The organism is Tunturibacter empetritectus, assembly GCF_040358985.1.
Classification (GTDB): domain Bacteria; phylum Acidobacteriota; class Terriglobia; order Terriglobales; family Acidobacteriaceae; genus Edaphobacter; species Edaphobacter empetritectus.
In genome coordinates, this window is record NZ_CP132932.1 from 4458453 (window position 1) to 4474987 (window position 16535).

A 16535-nucleotide genomic window follows, 5' to 3' on the forward strand; every position below is an offset into this window, starting at 1 on the left:
GCGCTCCTGATTGGTAGTTGGTTAAGTCTAAGAGTGCCGCGTCTTCTTAGGTCACTGTAGTTTGTTCACCAAGATTGATTGCGCTCGCCATCAGGGTGTCAACGATCGAGAACACCTGAGACGCCGCCTGATAGGAGCGCTGATATTGCGTTAGATTCGATGCTTCTTCGTCAGAAGATACGCTCGAGAGCGAATTGCGCTGAGTCGAAAGCTGAGTGAGCGTGGCCTGTTGCGTTGCATTCTCCGTCGTCACGGCCGAAGCATCACTGCCAACCTGATCAAGGAACGAGGCGAGGAAACCTGTGGCCGTCTGGGTCCCGACCACATTGGTCGTGGAAAGATCGGCAAGAGTAGTAGCGTTGCTGTTGCCCGAAGACCCCTCTCCAGCAGAGGCAGCCGCTACGGCCCCAGGAGAGGTTGCAGAAACCGCGATCGTTGCAGCAGAACCAGTCGCACTGCCCGGCAGGCTGAAGATCGCCAGTCCTGGGTTCCCGCTACTGTCAACTCCTAGCTCGTTCTGCTGATTTACTGCAGTTCCAAGGGAAAAGGCTAACTTATCTAACGCCGCGGAATAAGTCGACAAGTACTGATCCCTCGCTTGCAACGCTCCACCCAGGTCTCCGCCGCTGAGGTTTGAAGTCACGTCCTGAGGAGGGTCCCCTGCCAGCACGTCTGTGTTGCCTGCCACCTGTGTCGTGCTAACCTGAATGGCCTGATCACCGCTAACCAAAACTGCTCCGCCGCTGGTTGTCAGAGAAATGCCGTTCTGTGAAGTTGAAATTTGGTCCAATCCAACGAGCTGAGACAGTTGATCGATATCCTCTTGCCGCTGATCTTCAAGACTGCCGGCATCCCCATTCGGGCTGGTACTGGCGATCTTGGAATTAAGTGAAGCTATCGAAGAGGTGAGCGAGTTTATTTGGCCGACGTCACCGCTGACTTGCTGATTAAGATTGACGGAGATCTGCGAAAGCTGACTTGATGCACTGTTGAATGCGCCGGCTAAAGCGGTCGCAGCAGTTAGTACTTTCTGTCGCGTTGCTGCATCAGACGGATTAGCTTCCAAGGAAGATAAAGAGCTAAAGAATCCGTTGATCGCGGTGCCAAGTTGAGACGAAGCTACGGCTCCCGACCCCGTCGAAGCCGAGGTCAATCCGAATATGTTTTCAACCTGCTGCAAAGCAGTTTGAAGCGCTGCGCTCTGCGATGTGGTCTGTGTTTGCTGCTGTACTCGTTGTTCGAGAACGCGATCCCTCTGTGACGAAACGGTAGCAGTGACGCCGGTGCTCTGGGCCTGCCCGCTAAGGGAGACGGAATCCCCCGACTGGAAGCTAACGACCTCACGCGTGTAGCCAGGAGTAAGTTGATTCGCAACGTTGTTAGCGGTCGCGTTCAGGGCAGCCTGATCAGCCAGTAAGGCCTCGCTGGCTATATTCAATAATGAGGTTAGTGTGCCCATTGGTCTCTCATGTCTCTCCCGTGCAGGCGGTGAAGTGTAGCTAGATTCGACTCAAGATTTCGAAGAATGAGTTCAAGTAGATGCCTCTTTGCCAAAATCGAACTAAGACTGCCTTTGCTGCATACGATGCTGTACTTCGCAAGCGCTGCAATTCGCTCTTCCAGGGTTTGCAGTTTATTCAGATCCAGAATAGTGAGAGCCTTAATCGTCTCATCGAATACGTCAGCCACTGTTTGATCAATTGTCATTGTTATTCCAGTAAGGACTGTATGATTTTGTCTGCCATATCTGACGACGACACTGTGTACGTTCCAGCTGCGATCGCTTCCTGCAAAGATGAAACCTTCACAGTTCGCGTATCGGAAGCCCCTAGAGACTGAAATACGAGGCCCCCTGTTGAACTCAAAGCCGTCTCGTCGGCATGTACTACAGTTGCGCTAAGTGCTTCAGATTTGCCGGCTACAGTCCCTGACGTATTAACAATTACAGCCGGCTGCGTCTCAGATGGAGTGATCGCGTTGGTTGTCTGTTGACTGCCGATTCCACTTGTATAGCTCATGATGAGCCTCCGTCTACTTGACTATATCGGCCTTCAATCCGCAAACTTTAGTACTCAATCATTTTTCTTTTTCCGCATGCGGCTGATGCGCTTTAGCGACCTGCTCGACAACCCACTGAGCAATCCCAAAGCCGCCTCCCTTCGATATGGCTTTTGCAACAGATTCCGTTCCGTAGCTGCTCATCGTGTCAGAAGCCGAGTCATCGCTCTTCTCTTCCTCTCCCCAACTACTCTGACCATGCTGCATTGGCTTTAGCAGTTCTTGTAGCATCATTGCCTCGAATTGTTGAGCAGCATCGACTAGTTTGGCTTGCTTCTGAAGTTGGATAACAGGCGAACTTGAGACATCCGGGTTAATCTTCATAGGACTTCGATCTCTGCCTCTAGCGCGCCCGCAGACTTCATTGCCTGAAGGATCGAGATCACATCACGTGCTGAAGCTCCAATTGTCTGTAGGCTTCGAACCAGATCATCTACCGTAGCTCCCTGTTTTAACTCGATTCGGTTGACCGGCTTATCTTGAGCGTCGATTCTCGTCTGCTGCACGACCTGCGTCGTGCCACCTGAGGACAATGCGTTAGGTTGCGACACCTGAAACTCGCTCACCACATTTACTGCTAATCCACCATGAAGGATAGACACCGGCTGCAGGACGACCGTTCCGCCAATAACTACCGTTCCTGTACGCTCGTTGACAACTACTTTCGCTCGAGGAAAGACAGGTACTTCTATTGACTCGACCTGAGCCAATAACGCTGGAATCTCTTCATCGGCGGCAACCAGCAAATCAATCCTTCGGCTATCGAGAACGTGCGCAGCAGGCCGTCCTAATGATTGATTGATTGCTAGTGCCATGGCTTCCGCGGTACGAAAGTCAGCTTCGTTCAACAGGAGCGAGAATTGCTTTTTTCCTTCAAGATCCAACGGAACCCCACGTTCTACCATCGCCCCAAAAGGTACTCTCGCAGTGTTGGGGTGATTGTATTGCTTTGAGTTCCCGTTCACATTGATCGAATAGCCACCTACTACTAACGGTCCTTGTGCCTGGGCATATATCTTTCCATCCGATCCATAGAGAGGAGTCATTAGAAGTAGCCCCCCCTCGAGACTCCTTGCATCGCCTGCAGAAGAAACAGTTATGTCCAGCTTGGTGCCCGGCCGAGCAAAGGGGGGTAAGGTGGCCGCCACAAAAACTGCGGCAAGGTTTTGTACTCGAATCGCCGATGCTGGTACGCTTACTCCCATCCGCAGCAAAGTTGACGCTAATGTTTGTGCTGGAAAGGTTGTTTGCTGGCTGTCGCCGGTGCCTTGCAGCCCGACAACTATACCGTATCCAACTAATTGATTGTCACGAATACCTTCAATTGAAGAGATATCTTTAACGCGGGCCTGCCTTAATGCAGATGTAATTGAGTCTGAAGAAAGAGCACACGCAGACGAGATAACAAATAGCAAACATGAAAGAAAGGCCGAAAGTCCTCTGATCAGTTTCTTTGATTCTAATTTTTGGCGTTTCTTAACAATGTACATACAATTCCTCACTAAAAAATCAAAACCTTTTGTAGAAGACGAACTACGGGATTCTGACGGTGGGTGTAGTCATTGATAATTCCCTTCCCACGTACTTCAAGCTCCAAACTAGAGATAGCTGTCGATAAAACTTGATTCTGTTGAGAAATATCCTCAGGACGGACAAGGCCCCGCAAAACAATTGTCTGTGTCTGCTGGCTGAACTCAACTTGCCGAGCTGCCTCAATAACAAGCATCCCATTTGAGAGCACCTCTATCACTTGTCCGCCAAATGTAGTGCTTAGACTCGAATTCGTTGCACTTGTCCCGGCCGCGTTAAGTCCAGACGAGGATGTTTGATTGATCAAATTCTGCAATGCGTTACTTGCATGAAGTGTACCGATGAGACCTGATATGGCGGAACTTGCATTCGATGCCCGTGAGTTCTTGACGGTGCCATCCGTCGAGGCCGCGAGGCTTTCAGAGACTACAACCGAAATCAGATCATGTGGTCGCATGGCCCGCACATCCGTATTGATGCGGGTCAGTCTTCCGCTATCTGTCCAGATGGATCCTGGCGCAGGCTGAATGTTGGAATTTTCCGCCCGAACCCTCTCCAGATAGGAGGATAACGATGAGGCTGCCACATTCGGTTTGGGCTCAATCAGTTTATGGATCATTTCAGTCTGTGCATGCAACGAGGGGAGCACCAGAAGCAACGGCAATATTGCTGCGATCGTCGACGCGAAGCGACTGCAACTTTTGTTTTCGAACAAAGTCCAAAACGATTGGCTTGTAAAGAGCGGGTCTCTACGGGATTCTGATTCGCGGATGAAGCTAAAAACCGAGCTGATCCTTAAAATTCGTCTCATGGCTTCATCTCCACATTGGACGGCCCTCGAACAATACCGGAGTATTGTTCTGATACAGACTGATCGTCCGTGTTTTCGCGTAATAATCGAACTTTTATAACTTCTCCCAACCTGCCGTTCTCTTCCGAGATTCCGGTAACTTCAAGCCTCGAAAATAGATCTTGCCTACAAACCCGAACGACATCACCAGCATGAATTACTACGGATCCTAGAGTATTTTTGGCATTCTCATGCCCTCTGAATTGTGCCGACAAAATCAAATTTTGCAATGGAAAAGCAAGGGCTGGCCAGTCTGGATGATCACAATGTATAACCATCGCCCAGGTCTGTCCTAGTATCAGGTCCGACTGAGTTCTCGCTATACGATAACCACCGCTTTCCAATATCGGAAATGAGAAACTTGTGGTGCCCGCAGCAATTGCAACTGATGGCGTTTCATAACAGATTGCGGGAACTGTATTGGCAACGCTTATTCCGTGTAGCAAAAAGAAGAGGCTTTTGCCGGCTGTCTTGAATTCTGAAAAAATGCTAATCATGTCAACCTACCGAACAAGACCGTTGATCTGCGAGTACATGTCGTCAGCGACATGTATTACTTTGGAGTTACTTTCGTAGGCGCGTTGTGCCAAGATCATTTGCACGAACTCCGCGACGACGTCAACGTTTGAGTTTTCTAGATACCCTTGCTGTAGTGTTCCTATTCCGCTGGTACCACCTGGGCTGTCAGTAATGGGATTTCCCGAAGCGGCCGTCTGCTGCAGCAAGTTGCTTCCGATAGAACTAAGCCCTCCAGGATTAGGAAAAGTTGCTAGTTGAATCGTGCCAAGTTGGGCGGCATTTGTCTGCCCGGGAAGCATCGCAGTTACGACTCCGTATTGAGAGATCGTTACCGCGCCGGCATTGGAAGGAATGGTGATTGCAGGTAAAACTGTGTCCCCATTCGAGGTTATGATTGTCCCCTGACTGCTCAAATGAAAGTTACCAGCGCGAGTGTAAGCAATAGTTCCATCAGGGAGAGAGATCTGGAAAAATCCCGCGCCTTGAATCTCAAGGTCGTATTGATTACCGGTATTATTGGGATCACCTTGCGTCATAATTACTTCACTTGCCGCCGTCTTCGTACCTAGACCGACCTGCAAGCCAGCGGAAAGAGTCTGCTGTGTCTCGGCAGATCCGGGAGTGATCAGGTTTTGGTAGATCATGTCTTCAAATTGCACTTGACGTTGTCTGAAACCCGCAGTTCCAGAATTCGCGAGATTGTTTGCGATAGTGTCCAGATTTGTTTGCTGGGCGCTCATTCCGCTTGCTGCTGTGTATAGTGCACGAATCATTTCAAGCTCCTTGTTCTGTAGATGACTCAGAAATATGGGTCTCTCGTCAAACTCGGGGAAGATCCTCTGAGGCCGTTTTATCGAAATCGTTATTGAAGACACTCAACGCTTTTTGCATCATCTCCGCTTGCCGTTGCATCAACACGAGTTGCATCGTGCCGTGAACGGCGTCTTCATTGGCTCCCTCTACCGAGCCTTGTTCTACCGAGACGTTTGCAGCACTGGGCTTTGCCCCATTAGCGGAAAAGCGGTTGGAACCCTCAGCAGAGAGAACTGATCTATCTGCAAAATCGAAGGTTCCGACCTTACCTACAATTACGCTGCCGTCTGCTGTCGAAACCGAGATGCTGCCGTCGGGGGATACGTAGATGTTGCCCGTGGGGATGATGATGGGCTTGAGATTGGCGTCGAGCACTGGCTCTGCCTGGCTTGTCTGGAGCATTCCCTTGGGGGAGCGGGAGAAAGCTCCATCTCGTGTGTACCGGATGCCGTTGGAGGTCTGGATGGCGAAGAAGCCCTGCCCTTCGAGCGCCAGGTCGAGCGGATTGCCGGTGGCTTTCAGCTCTCCCTGTCCGAGATCGAGTCGGTTGCCACCTAAGACTCCGAAGCCGTTAACGGACTGGCCGACCTGCGATGCTGTCTCGGGATCCTGGTCGATGCCGCCTGCAAGAACTCCACTGAAGTAATCGCGTTGGGCACGAAAGCCGGAGGTTCCGGCGTTGGCCAGATTGTTGGCCGCGGTGTCGAGTGCCTGCGTGCGTGCCAAGAGCCCTGTATATGCTGCGTAGAGTCCGCTGTCCATGCCACGAGCTTATGCAGTTCGGTGGCCGAAGTTGGAGAGGAGATAGTTAGAAAACGCTAACGGCGTTCATTCAAGGTTGCTGTTGATCTGCCGATACAGTAGTTAGACCAGAAGATGTGTTGGGAGGGTCGGTGCGAGCTCTAATTATTGATGATTCGGCAGTGATGAGGAAGGTTATCGAGCGAGCGTTGCGGCAGGCAGGCCTCGAACTGAGCGAGGTATTGCAGGCTTCGAATGGGGAGGAGGCGTTGCAGACTCTTCGTGACAATCAAGGTTCGGGTGGGCTGTCGTTGATCCTGAGTGACATCAATATGCCGGTGATGGATGGGCTGCAGTTTCTGGAGGCTCGGAAGCAGGAGAATCTCGCGCACGGCGTTCCGGTGGTGATGATTACGACGGAGGGCAATGAGAGCTTCGTGCTGAGGGCGATCGCTGCGGGGGCGCAAGGCTATATCTGCAAGCCGTTCACTGCCGAGCAGGTCAAGGCGCGGGTTCTTCCTCTGTTGCGTGTGGCGTGAGCGATTCTGTTGCTGCTCGTGCGGGTTGAGCCTTTCGGTTGGAACCTGGTTCGTTGAGATGAGTTGGAGCTTTGCTGATTGCATCGCTTCGATCTTGATTTGTTGGTTGGTCGGTTGGTTGAGAGTTGCTTGAGTGATTGCGGAACATAAACCTGGAGCGGGAAGAGGACGATTGTGTCAAATACGCAGGATGAGGCAGTGACTCGGCTGGATTCGGCTGTCGCAGAGGTTTTTGAGACGATGCTGGAGCGCAGTTGCGATCCCTTGGAGGGTGAGGTCGACACGGTGGAGGGGCGGATCGTGGCGAGGATTCAGTTTACTGGTGCGGTGGACGGGGAGTGCCTGTTGTATGCGAGTCAGGCTACGGCGTCGGTGACTGCGGAGGCTCTGCTGGGGACGCCGTCCGAGCCGCACGATCCGATGGTGGACGATGCGATCGGGGAGCTTTGCAATATGATCGCCGGCGGATGGAAGAGCAAGCTTGCCTCTCCGGACTCCAACTGCACGATCTCGACCCCTGCCGTCACTCGGAATGGACTTGAGGGCTATCAGGCGAGGTTCGGGACCAAGTTTAGCCGGAAGTATTCTTTTCAGGGGAATGTGTTCGGCGTCGTACTTGCGTTCTAGTAAGGGCCCCCCCCTATTACCCGCGCGTAAGTCTATTCTTTGTAACGACTTACGCGGAATAGGTCTCCGCAAAATATTCATTCCAAACAGGTTGCTTGCAGATTCGTGATGGCAAAGGGCTTACGGAGAATCTGCGGTGATGGTAACCACGGCGAATGCAAGGGAGACGCAGAAATGCAAATGCGGGGTTTCTCCGCGGCGCGGACCACGATAAGACTGTGGTTCGTTTTGGTCGAAATAACGGTTCTTTTGCGACTTTTTGCGGATAGATCTCTGTATTCAGTATAGCTGGTGGTACGTAACTAATGTGCCATGCGGATCTGTCTGATGGAAAGGCACTTAGCCTCGTGTGGGGCTTGACAGGATTTTGCTGAGAGCAATGGCGGTGAGGGACAAGGCGTTAACGATCTGCATTTGGCAGGAGTGGGGAAGATTCTGGGTTGACAGCATACCAACTGGTTGGTATTTTATTTCCATCAGAGACCTCTTCTCATGATCGATATCCAGCACGAATCGAAGACGAAGTTCCTGGATGCGGCAATGCACGTGATTCGCGTGAAGGGTTACACCGCTACGCGCATTGAAGATGTCTGCGAAGAGGCAGGCCTGACCAAGGGAAGCTTCTTTCACCACTTCAAGAGCAAGGAAGAGTTGGCTACGGCTGCGGCGGATCACTGGAGCGAGGTTACGAGCGGGTTGTTTGCGTATGCTCCGTATCGCGAGCTTTCCGATCCGCTGGATCGTGTTCTTGCCTATGTGGACTTCCGCAAGGCGATCCTGCTGGGAAGACCGCTGTGTGACTTTACGTGCCTGGTGGGTACGATGGTGCAGGAGGTGTACGACACCAATCCTCTGATACGAGAGGCGTGCAACCGGAGCATCAGCGAGCATGCGGCGACTGTGGAGGCGGACATCGCGGAGGCTATGCAGAGGCATGGCATGGAGGTGGAGTGGACTGCGCAGAGTCTGGCACTTTACATACAAGCGACGCTGCAAGGAGCGTTCGTCCTTGCCAAGGCCAAGAGTGGCCCCGAGATTGCACTCTCCTGTATCGATCATTTACACCGGTATATTGAGATGTTGTTTCTCAATCGATTCCAGGAGAGCACTTCATGACAGAGGTTCCACAGCAGGGAGTTAAGACAGTTTCTGATGGGTTGGAATCGCCGCGGTTTGAAGACGGAAGGCCGATGTTGCTGGCTGGACTGCGGGGTGAGTACACGATGGCGACGATGCCAGAGATTCCGGCGCTGTGGCAGCGTTTTGCTGCTTACCTGGGCAAGATCCCCGGACAGATTGGCAGGGTGGCTTACGGGATTTGTTTTCCTTCGTCGGATGGTTTTGGCTACATGGCGGGTGTCGAGGTACAGAGTGCGGAGGGTCTGCCTGAAGGGTTCAGCGTGGTGACGATGCCGGTAGAGCGATATGCGGTGTTCACGCACAGGGGCCATGTGTCGAAGCTGGCGGAGACCTGCCGCGCGATTGAGCATGAGTGGCTGCCAAGGTCCCAATACTCGTTCGCGTTGGGGACGCCAGGGGCACCGGGTTTCTTCGAACGCTATGGCGAGAGCTTTGATCCGAAGATCGGCGCTGGGGATGTTGAGGTGTGGGTGCCGATTCGTTAGGACTGACGTTTGCTTTTGAAGGTGCAGCAATGGGCCGTGCAGCTAACTAGAGAGGAGAACCACGATGGCGACAGCGACGATGCAGACCGATGTTTCGAAGGATGAGGCTGAAGTTCTGGCGGTGATCGATCAACTCCGCAAGATGAATCATGAGAAAGATGCTGCCGGATTTGCAGCGTTGTTCGCGGCGGATGTGGCCGACTACAATCTGGCTCCGCCGCTCTCTCATCGTGGAATCGATCTCCGCGAGAAGCAGGCGTGGTTTGATTCCTGGGATGGGCCGGTGGAGGTGGAAGCGCGCGATTTTGAGGTGACGGTCAGCGGCGATGTTGCGTTCTGCCATGGCTTTATGCACATGAACGCGACCTCCAAAACAGCAGCGCGACTGGTGAGCTTCTGGATGCGTTCTACTCTTCAGTTGAAGAGAGAGGCTGGTCAGTGGAGGATCACACACTCCCATACGTCGGTGCCGTTTTATATGGATGGCAGTCTGCGGCCGGCATTCGATCTTCAACCGTAAACGATGCATTGAAGCAAACAACCGAGTTGAAGAGTCTAGATGATTCGGGTCGCAGGGAGACAACATTGATCGATACTCCACAGATCGTTGAGACCGTTACGCTGCCGATGGCCTTTCTTCCTCTCAAGGTTCCGGCGTCGGAGATACGAAAGATTATGATTCCCGGGTTGAACGAGGTGAAGGCCGCGGTTGCCGCACAAGGGATTGCCGAGGCCGGACCCTGGTTTACTCACCATCTGAGGAAGCCGAAGGACACGTTTGACTTCGAGATTTGCGTGCCGGTTGCTACGCCGATTGTGACTGCGGGCCGGGTGCAGGCTGGAGCGTGGCCTGCGATGAAGCTGGTGAGGACGGTCTACCACGGGGACTACTCGGGGCTTGGCGGGGGATGGGGTGAATTTGAGGCCTGGATTGCGAAGAGTGGGTATAAGACTGCAGACGATCTATGGGAGCGATATCTTACCGGCATGGAGGCTGGTCCGGACCCGGCTAACTGGCGGACGGAGTTGAGTCGGCCGCAGATTGCGTAGGAATAAAACGTAGCGAATGTTGATACAAATACGGGGATCCTTCACTCCGTTGGGATGACGACTTAAGAGGTAAGTGGAAATGGTACGAACGATTTGGGCAGAATGGGATTCGTCGGGATCCTTCCCTTCGACTTCGCTCAGGGGCAGGATGACAGCAAAGTTCTAATACGGGCTTCGCAACTCGACCGCGCAAAAAAACCCGGTCCGCTGGATGCGGAGGCCGGGCTTTTTGCGAGTCGCTTATTTTGCAGATCGTGAGGGACTACTTGACTACGGACTGGAAGAGGGGTGAGGTGAGGAGGCTGGCGAACTGGCTGTCGGAGGAGGAGTAGGAGACGGTCAGGGTACCGGCGTTGGAGTCGATGGTGGTCTGATCGAGCGCGGACTTCTCGAGCGGGGTGCCGGAGTTCTTTTTGAGGATCGAAACACCCTTCATCAGGGTGGCGGCGGTGGCGGCGGTGAGGGTGTCGGACATAACGACAGCCATGTCGAACTTGACGCCGTTCTGGAAGTCCATGGTGTAGCGGCTGCTCTTCATGCGGTTCTTGACGGTGTCGTAGTCGGTGAGTTGAGAGGCGTCACCCAGGACGCCCTTCATCATGGTCTGGGTGCCCTTGGCATCGAGCAGGCTCCATACGGCCTTGGTATCGACGACGCCCATCTCGTTAACCATGTCGCCGTTGGAGAGGAAGTCGGGGTTCATGCCGTCACGTGCGTCCATGGCTTCCCTGACGGCGTCTTTGTCTCCGAAGACCATGGTGGTCTGGTTAAGGAATACGACGCTCATGCCGTTGGCGCCCATGGGATAGACGCTGTTGTTGCGGATCATGGTGGGCTTGACCTTGTTCTTGGTGAAGTTGGCCATGACCTCGCGGGTGTGGAACTGACCCTGAGCGATGCCTACAATGCGGGTTCCGTCACCCTTCTGGTCGCGGAAGGCGGCAAAGGCGAGGACGTCAGCGTCCTGGTCGACCTTAAGGCCGGAGCTCTTGAGAGCGGTCTCGAGGCGCTTGAGTTCGGGGGGAAGGACGCGGTCTTTGAGATCCATCGCGGCGGGGGAGTTCTGCATGGCGCGGTAGTCGACGACGATGAGCTGCTGAATCTCTTTGGGCAGGGCCGACTTAGCGTCGCTGGAGAGCTGCGCAGCGGAGGCGAAGTTAGTTGCCAGCATGGTCGCCATGACGACGGCGGTGGTGAAGAGGTTGCACTTGATAGTGTTCATTGTTTCCTTTACTCCTTGAGCTACTGGCAGTGTAGCTGCAATACCACCATTGTTCCGTGAATACGCGCTAGTTGCAAGACTGGATGGGTCATGTTTCTGTTAGCAAGCTTGCTACTTTCGTGGTAGTAGCGGCGATTTTGGCGATTCTAATGCTGTGGCCACGCGATTGGGGAGTGGAGCCTGCGCTCGAGGACCTTGCCGTCGGGATCGAAGCCAGTGATTTGACGTACCCAATCGGAATCGGGCTCATAGGCGGCCTGTGGGATGAGGCCTATAAGCTCAGCATCACCAATGAGGACGCCGTGGCGCTGGGCAAGATGCTGGACGGTGGCGTGGACGTGGTGCATAGGGGTGATGCGGAAGTCGGTGACGTTCATGCTGACCTGGGCGCGGCCGTTGGCGAGAACGCCGATGGCTTTGACGCCATGGAGGCCGCCATTGGCGGCGCGGATATCGCGGGCGATGGCACGGGCGGCGGCGATATCGGGCTGTTGGAGGTGGATGTTGTAGGCGATGAGGAAGCTGCGTGCTCCGACGGCGGAGGCTCCGGCGGTGGCGTGGAGTTCGGGGCCGCCGATGTCGGGGCGGCGGGTGGCGTCGCGGAGGGCGGCGTCGCGAAGGCCTTCGAACTGGCCGCGGCGGACATCTTCGAGGAGGACGCGGTCGGGGCGGGCGGCTGCGGCTCCGTAGAAGTAGACAGGGACACCGTAGCGCCGCCAGATAAGGAGACCGGCCTGGCGGGCGAGGACGGCGCAGTCGGCGAGGGAGGCTCCGCTGACGGGGATGAAGGGGATGACGTCAGCGGCGCCGATGCGGGGGTGGACGCCATTTTGCGCGGTGAGGTTGATGAGCTCAGCGGCTTTGCCTGCGGCACGGACAGCGGCTTCGACGATGCCTTCGGGCGAGCCGGCGAAGGTGACGACGGAGCGGTTGTGGGCGGTGTCGAGGGACCAGTCCAGGAGGCGCACGCCGTCGACCTGCGTGGCGGCGACGATCTGCTCGACTTTGGCGGCGTCGGTGCCTTCCGAGAAGTTGGGGACGCACTCGATGATGGCTTCTGGGTTCATTTTGAGTTTGTGCAATTACTTTGTGGTTCGTGAAGTGGTGTCGAGATTATTTCCACCAGGTGTAGCCGAGAGTGAACTGGACGCTGGCGTTGACGCCGGGGTTGCGATCTCCGAGAGAGGCGCTGGAGATGTGGATGCCGTTGGCGCTGAAGTCGATGGAGCGGCGAGGGCGGAGGAAGTAGTGGAGGCCGACGCCGCCCTGGGGGGTAAAGTTCCAGACGCTGGCATCGGCGTACTTGCCGTCATTTTGGGAGTTGTAGGGTGGGCCTCCGAAGGCTGGGTACTTATGGTTGGTCCATAGGAGGCCGCCGGCGGCTTGTCCCCAGAAGGAGAACTTCTTGGTGCCGACCAGGTTCCAGCGGAGGATGATCGGAGTGATGGAGGCTCCGGTGTAGGTGCCGCCTACAGTGTAGAGGGGCGTGCATTGCTCCGGGGTGCCGGGCGGGTTGGTGCAGAAGGGGCGCTGAAACTTTGGCGTGTAGGACTGCCAGAAGGGGAAGGCCTCGACGGCGTACTCGAAGTTGCCTCGCAGGGGGCCAGGGCCCATGTTGGCTGTGAGAACTTTGCCGGCGTGGACGCCAGCCATGAGGAATTTGAAGTCGTCGCGATTTTCGGTGAGGCCGAAGCCGCCTTGCACGAGGGCTCCAATCTCGAGGGGCTGATGACCTTTGGGATCGAGGAAGGGATTGTTCCCGTTGCTGACGATGGCCTGGGCGGAAGAGGTTCGTGTGACGGCGAGCAGGAGGACGAAGATCCAGAGGGCGGTCGCTCCATGGCGTGCGGGTTGCTTGATCACTTAGGTCTCCGATGTTGGTTGCAGAAGAAGGCCGCCGATAAACGGCGGCCGTTTGGGGCTTAGCTACCGTCTTCGATCAATGGCTTGCATTGGCGACTGCCGCTTCGTCGAAGTCGAAGTTGGAGTAGACGTTTTGCGTGTCGTCGAGGTCTTCGATGGTCTCGAGGAGGCGGATCATAGCGTTGGCTTGTGTGCCTTCAAGTTTGGTGTAGGTGGAAGCGATCTTGGTGACCTCGGCGTGTTCGGGGGTGATCTTGGCGGCTTTGAGGGCTTCGGTTACTGCTTCGAAGTCTTTGGGGTCGGTGAGTACCTCCCAGTTTTCGCCTTCGTCGGAGAGGTCTTCGGCACCTGCATCGAGGACGATCTCAGTGAGTTTGTCTTCGCCTGCGGCTGATTTGGCGATGGTGACCACGCCCTTCTTGCTGAACATCCATGAGACGGAGTTGGATTCGCCCAAGTTTCCACCGTTCTTGGAGAAAGCATGGCGGATCTCGCTTACGGCGCGGTTCTTGTTATCGGTGAGGACGTCGACGATGACGGCTACGCCGCCGGGACCGTAGCCCTCGTAGGTAATCTCTTCGTAGCTAACGCCTTCGAGTTCGCCGGTTCCGCGCTGAATGGCGCGTTTTATATTGTCGGCGGGCATATTCTCGGCCTTGGCGGCAACGATGGCGCCACGGAGGCGGGGGTTACCGTCGGGATCGCCTCCGCCGGTCTTGGCGGCGATGGTGATTTCCTTGATGAGGCGGGTGAAGATCTTGCCGCGTTTGGCGTCTGTTGCGCCCTTTTTATGCTTAATTGTCGCCCATTTTGAGTGGCCGGACATGGACTACCTCGGTGTTGATTTTGCGTGTGCCTACGATCGGTTGCGGGCTTGCGCGACCTTGTGATTTTAGCATGTTGAGGGGGGAATCATGCATCCGGTTCGAGGAGGGTTCGCGCTGTCGCGCGAATGCCCGCATCTCAGAATCGAGATATGGGGCACCCGCCATCTTTGTGGTTTTGGCAAGTTGATGAGAGCAAGCGCATGCGGCGGGCCGGTGAAACTGTTTCGGCTGCGGGCGAGTCCTATAAGAGATCGAGTGATCGGGCAGAGTCCGGTTTGAGGTTGGGATGAGATGTTTGTGGGGACGGACTGGTGTACTGATGTGCGTGTGCCTGACGCTTCTCTGGCCTTGCTGTGTTGGTTGCGCGCAAGGACGGCACTGGAAAAATGAGCAGATCGTTGCTTCGCAGAGTTTTGTGGAGCGTGGAAGCACGATTCAGGTGGACTTTGCGGCGGGAGATCTTGATCTGTCGCACTCTGACATTGTCTCGTGGGTGCAGGCATCGGCGCATTCGGTGGCGGTGTTCTACGGCAAGTTTCCGGTGTCGCGGGCGCGAGTGGTGATCGAGCCGAACGCGGGCGAGTCCGATTCGATTCACGGCACGACGTGGGGAGATATGGGTGGCTTCCCTGCTGTGACACGGATTCGTTTGGCGCAGCATGCGACCAGAGACGATCTGAAGGACGACTGGGTGATGACGCATGAGCTTGTGCATACAGCGTTGCCGGATCTTCCGGATGATCAGCACTGGATGGAAGAGGGATTGGCGACGTACATCGAACCGATTGCGCGGGCGGGGACTGGCAGGCTGACTGAAAACAGGGTTTGGGCGGAGTTTCTGCACGAGATGCACAATGGTGAGCCAGGGCGTGGTGATCGCGGACTGAATGAGACACAGACGTGGGGTCGGACATACTGGGGTGGGGCGATGTTTTGTCTGATGGCGGATGTTTCGATTCGACGTCAGACGAATGACAAGAAGGGGCTTAGGGATGCGCTGCGAGCGGTTGTGGATAACGGGGGTGGAATCGATAAGGATTGGCCGTTGTCGCGTGTGCTGCAGATTGGGGATCGCGCTACGGGAACTACTGTTCTGACCGACATGTACGCGAAGTGGAGCGACAGCCCAGTCCCTGTGGATCTGCCGGCGTTGTGGAGAGAGTTGGGCGTGAGCGCGGGGCCGAATAATGGAGTTGTGTTTGACGCGAAGGCGCCGCTGGCCGGGGTGCGACAGTCAATTAGTTCTGCGAGATGACACCATCGCATCGCATGAGTGGAAAAAACTGTAGGCAGAACGTCAATGAGCCGCGGCGGCTTCCTGTTTGCTTAGAGCCTTCTCGAAGGTCTCCTGAGCGTCGGCGACGAACTCCTTGTAGCCGGCAGGGTCGATAAAGACACGGGGGCCATCTTTCGGGTAGCGCTTCAGTTTGGTGAGCATGTCGAAGTACCCGCCATGGGCTCCAAGAAAGAGATCGCAGGGCAAACTGTGCAGCGTCGAAAACGTATGCTGAAAGTCCTGAACGATGCCGGGGTAGCTTACGGGATGGCCGGGGGTGGCGACGAAGTGATACTCCGACCAGAAACCTGTGCCTCCGACGATGACGATATTGCGCATCGTTCCCGCTGGCTCTCCCGGAAGGTGAGAGCGCATCGTCCATGTGGTGCATCCGCGCGTATGGCCTGCGGTTTTGTGGGCTGTCAGAGTCACATCCCCCAGACTTACCGTGTCTCCGTCATGGAGAACGCGATCTACAGGAACTGGAGCGTACCCCGGGACGTTAGACGAAGGCGCTAAGAAGTCCGTCCGTGCGCCGGTTTCAACGACGCTCGCGTCACCGTCCATCACCATGTTCTTCGCATGGGTCTCGCGAATCACTTCCGCCGCGCCTGCCATGTGATCGAAGTGCGCCTGGCTGTTGAGCAGAATCTTGATTTCATTCCAGTGAAAACCTAACTTCTCCACACTCGCCCGTATCTGCGACGGAGAGGTAGCCAGGTTCGCGTTGATGAGGATGTCTCCTTGTGGCGTGACAACGAGGTAGCTGGCAAGGTCGTGGCTTCCCACGTAGTAGAGGTTGTCAGCTATTCGAAACGGAGCAATCGGAGTTGTCCATGAAGGGTTTGTCTCAGCGAGGACGACATTAGGGTTAACAAATAAAAGCAAGAACAGGCAGGAGAGGATAAGGCGCATTCTGCTTTGTAGCAGAGCGTAAGAGGATAAGTTAGTCCGAAACATCGAAGAAGGCAGAGCGCTCATTGACTTCAAAGGCA

Annotated in this window: 20 protein-coding genes; 7 read left to right on the forward strand and 13 right to left on the reverse strand. The window is 55.1% G+C overall.

Going from position 1 to position 16535, the window contains the following annotated elements; all coding sequences use genetic code 11:
* Positions 1-46 precede the first annotated feature (46 nt).
* The 8 genes from flgK to RBB75_RS18705 form a co-directional block, all read right to left on the reverse strand.
* Entirely contained in the window at positions 47-1459 is a 1413-nt protein-coding gene (flgK, locus tag RBB75_RS18670) for a flagellar hook-associated protein FlgK (protein ID WP_179638131.1), read from the reverse strand.
* A gap of 250 nt (positions 1460-1709) precedes the next feature.
* Positions 1710-2018, reverse strand: a complete 309-nt coding sequence (locus RBB75_RS18675; protein ID WP_179638132.1) for a flagellar biosynthesis anti-sigma factor FlgM — start codon at positions 2016-2018, stop codon at positions 1710-1712.
* Between the two features lie 58 nt (positions 2019-2076).
* Positions 2077-2382 carry a hypothetical protein gene (locus RBB75_RS18680; RefSeq protein ID WP_179638133.1) on the reverse strand — a complete coding sequence of 102 codons (306 nt, stop codon included), beginning with the start codon at positions 2380-2382 and terminating at the stop codon, positions 2077-2079.
* Positions 2379-3548, reverse strand: a complete 1170-nt coding sequence (locus RBB75_RS18685) for a flagellar basal body P-ring protein FlgI (protein WP_218884534.1) — start codon at positions 3546-3548, stop codon at positions 2379-2381. Before RBB75_RS18685 ends, RBB75_RS18680 begins: the two co-directional genes overlap by 4 nt.
* 11 nt (positions 3549-3559) lie before the next feature.
* A complete protein-coding gene (locus RBB75_RS18690) occupies positions 3560-4399 on the reverse strand; it encodes a flagellar basal body L-ring protein FlgH (RefSeq protein WP_353068950.1) in 840 nt (279 codons plus the stop codon).
* Positions 4396-4935: a hypothetical protein gene (locus RBB75_RS18695; protein ID WP_179638134.1), complete on the reverse strand. Its 540-nt coding sequence runs from the start codon at positions 4933-4935 to the stop codon at positions 4396-4398. The genes RBB75_RS18690 and RBB75_RS18695 overlap by 4 nt, the downstream gene beginning before the upstream one ends.
* A gap of 6 nt (positions 4936-4941) precedes the next feature.
* The gene (gene flgG, locus RBB75_RS18700; RefSeq protein ID WP_179638135.1) at positions 4942-5730 is read right to left on the reverse strand and encodes a flagellar basal-body rod protein FlgG; all 789 of its coding nucleotides are present in this window, start codon (positions 5728-5730) and stop codon (positions 4942-4944) included.
* 46 nt (positions 5731-5776) lie between these two features.
* Positions 5777-6532 carry a flagellar hook-basal body protein gene (locus tag RBB75_RS18705; protein ID WP_179638136.1) on the reverse strand — a complete coding sequence of 252 codons (756 nt, stop codon included), beginning with the start codon at positions 6530-6532 and terminating at the stop codon, positions 5777-5779.
* 131 nt (positions 6533-6663) lie between these two features.
* Between RBB75_RS18705 and RBB75_RS18710 the strand changes: the two genes are divergently transcribed.
* The 6 genes from RBB75_RS18710 (at position 6664) to RBB75_RS18735 (ending at position 10352) form a co-directional block, all read left to right on the forward strand.
* Entirely contained in the window at positions 6664-7050 is a 387-nt protein-coding gene (locus RBB75_RS18710) for a response regulator (RefSeq protein ID WP_179638137.1), read from the forward strand.
* Positions 7051-7224: 174 nt separating this feature from the next.
* Positions 7225-7677 carry a chemotaxis protein CheX gene (locus RBB75_RS18715; RefSeq protein ID WP_179638138.1) on the forward strand — a complete coding sequence of 151 codons (453 nt, stop codon included), beginning with the start codon at positions 7225-7227 and terminating at the stop codon, positions 7675-7677.
* A 492-nt stretch (positions 7678-8169) separates the two neighbouring features.
* Positions 8170-8793 carry a TetR/AcrR family transcriptional regulator gene (locus RBB75_RS18720; protein WP_179638139.1) on the forward strand — a complete coding sequence of 208 codons (624 nt, stop codon included), beginning with the start codon at positions 8170-8172 and terminating at the stop codon, positions 8791-8793.
* Positions 8790-9302, forward strand: coding sequence for a GyrI-like domain-containing protein (locus RBB75_RS18725; protein ID WP_179638140.1), 513 nt, complete (start codon positions 8790-8792; stop codon positions 9300-9302). The genes RBB75_RS18720 and RBB75_RS18725 overlap by 4 nt, the downstream gene beginning before the upstream one ends.
* 64 nt (positions 9303-9366) lie before the next feature.
* Entirely contained in the window at positions 9367-9822 is a 456-nt protein-coding gene (locus tag RBB75_RS18730) for a nuclear transport factor 2 family protein (RefSeq protein ID WP_179638141.1), read from the forward strand.
* Between the two features lie 65 nt (positions 9823-9887).
* On the forward strand, positions 9888-10352 hold the full coding sequence (locus RBB75_RS18735; protein ID WP_179638142.1) for a GyrI-like domain-containing protein: 465 nt from the start codon (positions 9888-9890) through the stop codon (positions 10350-10352).
* A gap of 262 nt (positions 10353-10614) precedes the next feature.
* Here RBB75_RS18735 and RBB75_RS18740 read toward each other — a convergent pair whose 3' ends face one another.
* The 4 genes from RBB75_RS18740 to RBB75_RS18755 all read right to left on the reverse strand — a co-directional run bounded on the left by RBB75_RS18740 (position 10615) and on the right by RBB75_RS18755 (position 14263).
* Positions 10615-11574 (reverse strand): hypothetical protein, encoded by a 960-nt coding sequence (locus tag RBB75_RS18740; protein WP_179638143.1) that lies wholly within the window; start codon positions 11572-11574, stop codon positions 10615-10617.
* A gap of 146 nt (positions 11575-11720) precedes the next feature.
* Positions 11721-12641, reverse strand: a complete 921-nt coding sequence (gene ftcD / locus RBB75_RS18745; RefSeq protein ID WP_353068951.1) for a glutamate formimidoyltransferase — start codon at positions 12639-12641, stop codon at positions 11721-11723.
* 46 nt (positions 12642-12687) lie between these two features.
* Positions 12688-13437 carry an acyloxyacyl hydrolase gene (locus tag RBB75_RS18750; protein WP_353068952.1) on the reverse strand — a complete coding sequence of 250 codons (750 nt, stop codon included), beginning with the start codon at positions 13435-13437 and terminating at the stop codon, positions 12688-12690.
* Positions 13438-13513: 76 nt separating this feature from the next.
* Complete coding sequence (locus RBB75_RS18755) at positions 13514-14263, reverse strand: YebC/PmpR family DNA-binding transcriptional regulator (RefSeq protein WP_353068953.1); 750 nt, start codon at positions 14261-14263, stop codon at positions 13514-13516.
* A 416-nt stretch (positions 14264-14679) separates the two neighbouring features.
* Between RBB75_RS18755 and RBB75_RS18760 the strand changes: the two genes are divergently transcribed.
* A complete protein-coding gene (locus RBB75_RS18760) occupies positions 14680-15519 on the forward strand; it encodes a hypothetical protein (RefSeq protein ID WP_353068954.1) in 840 nt (279 codons plus the stop codon).
* Between the two features lie 42 nt (positions 15520-15561).
* Here the strand turns inward: RBB75_RS18760 and bla are convergent, their stop codons facing one another.
* The gene (gene bla / locus RBB75_RS18765) at positions 15562-16455 is read right to left on the reverse strand and encodes a subclass B3 metallo-beta-lactamase (protein ID WP_353068955.1); all 894 of its coding nucleotides are present in this window, start codon (positions 16453-16455) and stop codon (positions 15562-15564) included.
* Between the last annotated feature and the right edge of the window lie 80 nt (positions 16456-16535).